This is a genomic window from Microcystis sp. M49636_WE2, from assembly GCF_030065375.1.
Classification (GTDB): domain Bacteria; phylum Cyanobacteriota; class Cyanobacteriia; order Cyanobacteriales; family Microcystaceae; genus Microcystis; species Microcystis aeruginosa_C.
This window is the reverse complement of sequence record NZ_JASJFG010000850.1, coordinates 1-4,744: the sequence shown is the minus strand read 5'-3', so window position 1 is coordinate 4,744 and position 4,744 is coordinate 1. Positions and strand designations below refer to the sequence as shown.

Annotated in this window: 7 protein-coding genes; 6 read left to right on the top strand and 1 reads right to left on the bottom strand. The window is 44.5% G+C overall.

Annotation, left to right across the window (positions count from 1 at the left end; genetic code table 11):
* Positions 1 to 84 precede the first annotated feature (84 nt).
* From petP to PX484_RS19450, 5 genes are all read left to right on the top strand, one after another.
* Positions 85 to 276, top strand: coding sequence for a cytochrome b6f subunit PetP (petP, locus tag PX484_RS19470; RefSeq protein ID WP_002742483.1), 192 nt, complete (start codon positions 85 to 87; stop codon positions 274 to 276).
* A gap of 22 nt (positions 277 to 298) precedes the next feature.
* Complete coding sequence (locus PX484_RS19465) at positions 299 to 1,375, top strand: Get3/ArsA fold putative tail anchor-mediating ATPase NosAFP (protein ID WP_287670436.1); 1,077 nt, start codon at positions 299 to 301, stop codon at positions 1,373 to 1,375.
* A 6-nt stretch (positions 1,376 to 1,381) separates the two neighbouring features.
* A complete protein-coding gene (gene chlG, locus PX484_RS19460; RefSeq protein ID WP_287766636.1) occupies positions 1,382 to 2,362 on the top strand; it encodes a chlorophyll synthase ChlG in 981 nt (326 codons plus the stop codon).
* Between the two features lie 366 nt (positions 2,363 to 2,728).
* On the top strand, positions 2,729 to 3,457 hold the full coding sequence (locus PX484_RS19455; protein ID WP_002802686.1) for a Bax inhibitor-1/YccA family protein: 729 nt from the start codon (positions 2,729 to 2,731) through the stop codon (positions 3,455 to 3,457).
* Between the two features lie 88 nt (positions 3,458 to 3,545).
* Entirely contained in the window at positions 3,546 to 3,716 is a 171-nt protein-coding gene (locus PX484_RS19450; RefSeq protein WP_002742489.1) for a CAB/ELIP/HLIP family chlorophyll-binding protein, read from the top strand.
* 51 nt (positions 3,717 to 3,767) lie between these two features.
* On the opposite strand, the gene PX484_RS19445 is transcribed toward PX484_RS19450, so the two are convergent.
* Positions 3,768 to 4,388: a neutral zinc metallopeptidase gene (locus PX484_RS19445; RefSeq protein ID WP_002802688.1), complete on the bottom strand. Its 621-nt coding sequence runs from the start codon at positions 4,386 to 4,388 to the stop codon at positions 3,768 to 3,770.
* 166 nt (positions 4,389 to 4,554) lie between these two features.
* Here PX484_RS19445 and PX484_RS26120 point away from each other — a divergent pair.
* Positions 4,555 to 4,744 (top strand): hypothetical protein (locus PX484_RS26120; RefSeq protein WP_409771049.1); only part of this gene is annotated, 190 nt, incomplete at its 3' end.

Below are 4,744 nucleotides of genomic sequence, written 5' to 3'. Positions count from 1 at the left end.
CATTGGGGGGTTTATCTGACACGAATTTATATTAAACTTAGGATTGGTTTATTGAATTATCGTCTTATTAAAACTGTGGAAGTAATGGAAATCGGGCAAAAAGTCAAGGTCTGTCGCTTAAGAGACCGCGTTAACTCGGATGTAGCGGGTAAATTGGGTAAAGTGGGTGTCATCAAAAATTTTAAGATGACCGATGGCAGCGGTGTTGGTGCTGTTGTCCAGTTCGATGATAAGACCGCTACTTGGTTTTTTGAGGATGAACTCAAACTCATCTAAATACAACGCTTAGGAATTAATTATGTCCTTAATTTTGACCTTTTTGGGCAAGGGGGGCAGCGGTCGCAGTACAATAGCGATCGCTTCGGCGAAGAAAATGGCTGGTCTGGGGTCAAAAGTTCTCTTGATCGGTCAAGATTCCGGCCCTGCTTGGGGATTACTCCTCAAGGCCTCCCCTAGCTCCTCTATTACGGAAATTGCTCCCAATCTCTCGGTTGTGCAGATTAGTAGTACCCAGTTACTAGAAAAAAGTTGGGAAGAAGTCAAGGAATTGGAAAAGCAGTATTTGCGTTCTCCCACCTTGAAAAATGTTTATGGTCAAGAGTTGGGCATTTTACCCGGAATGGATCAAGCTCTAGCTTTAAATTTCCTGCGGGAACAGGATAAAAGCGGAAATTACGATGTCATCATCTACGACGGCAGCGGAGATATCAACAGTCTGAGAATGTTGGCGATTCCAGAGGTAGGTGGCTGGTATTTACGGCGTTTTCGGCAGGTTTTCAGCGATTCCGAGATTGGTCGCACCCTTTCTCCCTTTTTCCAACCGATTGCCGCTGCCGTGCTGAATTTCTCCTTTAATCCCGACGGTTTAGGGAAGAAGGCCGATGATAACATTTTAGACGAGGGACGTTCCGCTTTAGCCGATCCTCGGCGAGTTTTAGCCTATCTAGTCACCAATGATGATCCAATTGCGATCGCAGAGGCCAAATATCTTTGGGGTGCGGCCCAGCAAATCGGTTTAAATGTGGGGGGAGTGATTTTTAATCGCTGTCAGAGTGCCACGGAGGATTTTGCCCCGCTGCCGGCGGCGATTTTACCCTACCGTCAAGGAGAAGATTGGCAGGAGTTAATCGCCGATTTACCCAATTTTCTCACGGTGCAGCCGCCCAAACCGTTAATAATCGATACGGCAGCCGCTCAGGTCAAGGTTTATTTACCCGGATTCGAGAAAAAACAGGTAAAACTGACGCAATCGGGTCCAGAATTAACCATCGAAGCCGGGGATCAACGGCGTAATATTGATGTACCACCGCCTCTAACCGGAAGATCGGTAAAAGGGGCAAAATTCCAAGAAGGTTACTTAATTATTTCTTTTTAAGGGATTATGTCAAACACCGAGATAGAAAACAAGGACGAGCGGGGGGCCAAAACTCGCCAATTATTGGGCATGAAAGGGGCCTCATCGGCAGAAACCTCCCTCTGGAAAATCCGCTTACAATTGATGAAGCCGATCACTTGGATTCCCCTGATTTGGGGGGTTGTCTGTGGGGCTGCTTCATCGGGTAATTATACTTGGTCTTTAGAAGATGTCTTAAAAGCAGCCACCTGTATGTTACTTTCTGGTCCGTTGATGACCGGTTATACCCAAACTTTAAATGATTTTTACGATCGAGAAATCGATGCAATTAATGAACCCTACCGTCCGATTCCTTCGGGGGTGATTTCTATTCCGCAAGTAGTCAGCCAGATTTTGGTTTTATTAGCGGCTGGGTTAGGAATATCTTATCTTCTCGATCGCTGGGCCGGTCATGATTTCCCAATCATGCTCTGTTTAACCCTATTTGGTTCTTTTATTGCCTATATTTATTCAGCGCCACCTTTAAAATTAAAACAAAATGGTTGGCTGGGTAATTATGCCCTCGGTGCTAGTTATATAGCATTACCTTGGTGGGCAGGTCACGCCCTTTTTGGTCAGTTAAATGGGACAATTATGATCCTAACCCTCATCTATAGTCTGGCGGGGTTAGGCATTGCTGTAGTTAACGACTTTAAAAGTGTGGAAGGTGACGAAAAATTAGGCTTAAAATCCTTGCCAGTCATGTTTGGAATTACGACCGCTGCTTGGATTTGTGTGATTATGATCGATGTTTTTCAAGCAGGAATTGCGGGTTATCTGATTAGTATTCATCAGAATCTTTATGCCGCTGTTTTACTGTTATTAATTATCCCTCAGATCACTTTCCAAGATATGTATTTTCTGCGGGATCCGCTCAAAAATGATGTCAAATATCAAGCCAGCGCCCAGCCTTTTCTAGTGTTAGGAATGTTGGTGACAGGTTTGGCTTTAGGTCAGGGGATACTCTAAAAGATTGTAATTAATAAAAACAGGAAATATCCAGTTGACGGGCGATGATCGCCTTGAATCGGTCTTCGGTTTAAGGTAACTTAAACGGTTAAGAGGGGAGAAAATGGATTTTCGGTTCGATTCCCCCCTGCCCGACTTAATAAGGGGGGTGCAGATCCCGCCTTGATAAGGAGGGTATCTGACAATTTTTAATACCTACCTACTTAGCTAGATCCCTAGTCTTTTCGTTACAATCAAGAGGGAATCGATGCTGGGGGAAAAATTACTTTTTTTTCTTCCCTGCGATTCAGCATTCTTGACGAACTAATCAAGAATAGTTTCTGTTTAACAAGATTGATTCAGACAAGTATCTCGAACCTAGTCACCATGAGTAATACCAGTAATTTTCGTCAAGCTTTACGCGAGGCTAAAAGCCAAGCACTTATCGGCCCTAATGTTATCCCCAAGGCCCTGCCCTATCTCGGTGGCGGTCTAATTTTGACTGCGGTGGGAACCTATGGCGGTTTAGGTGTGATCCAATCCTATCCCCAGATTTTCTTCCCGACTTTCTTTGTCGCCATAGTTGCCGAGATTATTTTATTTTTTGTCGCGCGTAGTAGTGCGGAAAGCGGCAATAAAAGCACTGCTCTGCCCCTGCTGACTCTCTATAGCCTTCTTTCTGGCTATACTCTCAGTGGAATCGTCTATGTGGCCCTAGGTACTTCCGGTGTCGGTTTGCGAGGAGTGGCAATTGCTGCCCTCGGTTGCGGCATCGCTTTTGTGTTGGGACGGAATATCGGCTCGAATCTGTCGGAAAAAGATGGTTTGGCACTGACTCAAACCGTTAGCATCGGTATTCTCGCTCTCTTTATTGTTCTCATTGGTCAGCTAATTTTCTCTATCTTTGGTGGCGGTACTCCCACCTGGTTAGAAATCGCTATTTCTGGCATCGGGGTTTTCTTGTTTGCCGGCTCCGCAGTGGTGGACTTTTACATCTTGCCCCGTACCTACAGAGATGAACAGTATCTCAGCGCTGCTTTATCGATGTATTTGACTTATATCAACCTATTTATCTTTATTCTGCGCCTTTTAATCGCTCTTAACGGTCGGGATTAGGGCAAATAGAGAGGAGTTAGAAATTAGTTACAACCTAACTTCTAACTCCGCTAGAATAGTAAAGAAATGTAAACCGCCTGTAAAGATCATGACTGAACCACAACCGACTCAAACCCCCAAATTAGAAGATCCCAAATTTGGCTTTAATGACTATGCCGAGCGCCTCAACGGTAGGGCCGCTATGATTGGTTTTGTGATCACCCTGTTGATCGAGTATCTCACTGGCCAAGGTCTGTTATCTTGGTTAGGTTTACAGTAGCTTTTTAGGCTTTTTTAGGCATTCTAGGGGAAATACAGCCTTGAGTGTTAGTTAACGCATACAGGCTTGATGATTTTCCCCATAGAATCCTTGCAGGACCGAATCACCTCGCTGTTGTGGTGTACCGTGGGAGTTATTGGGAGCTTCAAAATCGCCCACTTCCGAGGCCGCTTCCGCTAGAAGTTTTCCTGCTATTATATAATCCTGTTTGGATAAACTTCTTGCTTCGGTAAATAACCAAGAAAGGGTATCTCCCGCTAGACAATCGGCCTGTAATTCAATGCCGATGCTCATTCCACCTTCATCGATGCCACCGATACCCCGATTCCACTGAACAGCGTGAGCAGCCTCGTGAGCGACGGCGTAAAGGGGAAATAGGGGATTATCACTAATGCGAGTGACTTGCTTGAGATTGACGTAAACTGTATTATCTACAGTGCAGAAAGCCGCTAGGGAAATTACGCCGCAGGGAGTGGTTATCGGGCCATTGCTTAACAAATACTTAAAATTGATCTGGTGTAATTGAGCCGTATATTCAATTACCGCTTCTAAGGCATCCGTAATATCGTCTGCTTGCGCTCTCTGGGCTAGAGGGGATAAAATCAAGAGGGAACTACAAGAAACAGCAGATATCAGGGATAATAAACGTTTACGGCCAGAGTTAGGTTTCATGATACTAACAAAGTCGGGAGTGAGGAAGAAGTTTAATTGATCTGAATTAGCCTAGTGCTACGATCACAATTCTAAAGGCTATATCTAACACTTCCAGAGAAAATACAGAATTTACGCAGCTTTTGAGCAAAGTTTACAGAATTTCTCGTCAAGGCTGAGGAAATTAATTTGGCACGACTACTTAGGGTCTGCTGAAAAAGTTTTTCGTGGGGGTAGGGTGTGGGGTTTTACCCATTTTCAGGTGGTCAACTACCTAATTTTCAGAGAAAAAGTAACTGAATTTTTCCCCGATCACTCCAATGGTCGGCACTTTTTGGGGGGAAAAAAGTCTAAAAACCTTATTCAACAAGGTTTTT

Excerpts from the sequence above, each read along its gene's own strand:
- petP (WP_002742483.1), top strand. The coding sequence starts at position 85 with ATGGAAATCGGGCAAAAAGTCAAGGTCTGTCGCTTAAGAGACCGCGTT.
- PX484_RS19465 (WP_287670436.1), top strand. The coding sequence starts at position 299 with ATGTCCTTAATTTTGACCTTTTTGGGCAAGGGGGGCAGCGGTCGCAGT.
- chlG (WP_287766636.1), top strand. The coding sequence starts at position 1,382 with ATGTCAAACACCGAGATAGAAAACAAGGACGAGCGGGGGGCCAAAACT.
- PX484_RS19455 (WP_002802686.1), top strand. The coding sequence starts at position 2,729 with ATGAGTAATACCAGTAATTTTCGTCAAGCTTTACGCGAGGCTAAAAGC.
- PX484_RS19450 (WP_002742489.1), top strand. The coding sequence starts at position 3,546 with ATGACTGAACCACAACCGACTCAAACCCCCAAATTAGAAGATCCCAAA.
- PX484_RS19445 (WP_002802688.1), bottom strand. The coding sequence starts at position 4,388 with ATGAAACCTAACTCTGGCCGTAAACGTTTATTATCCCTGATATCTGCT.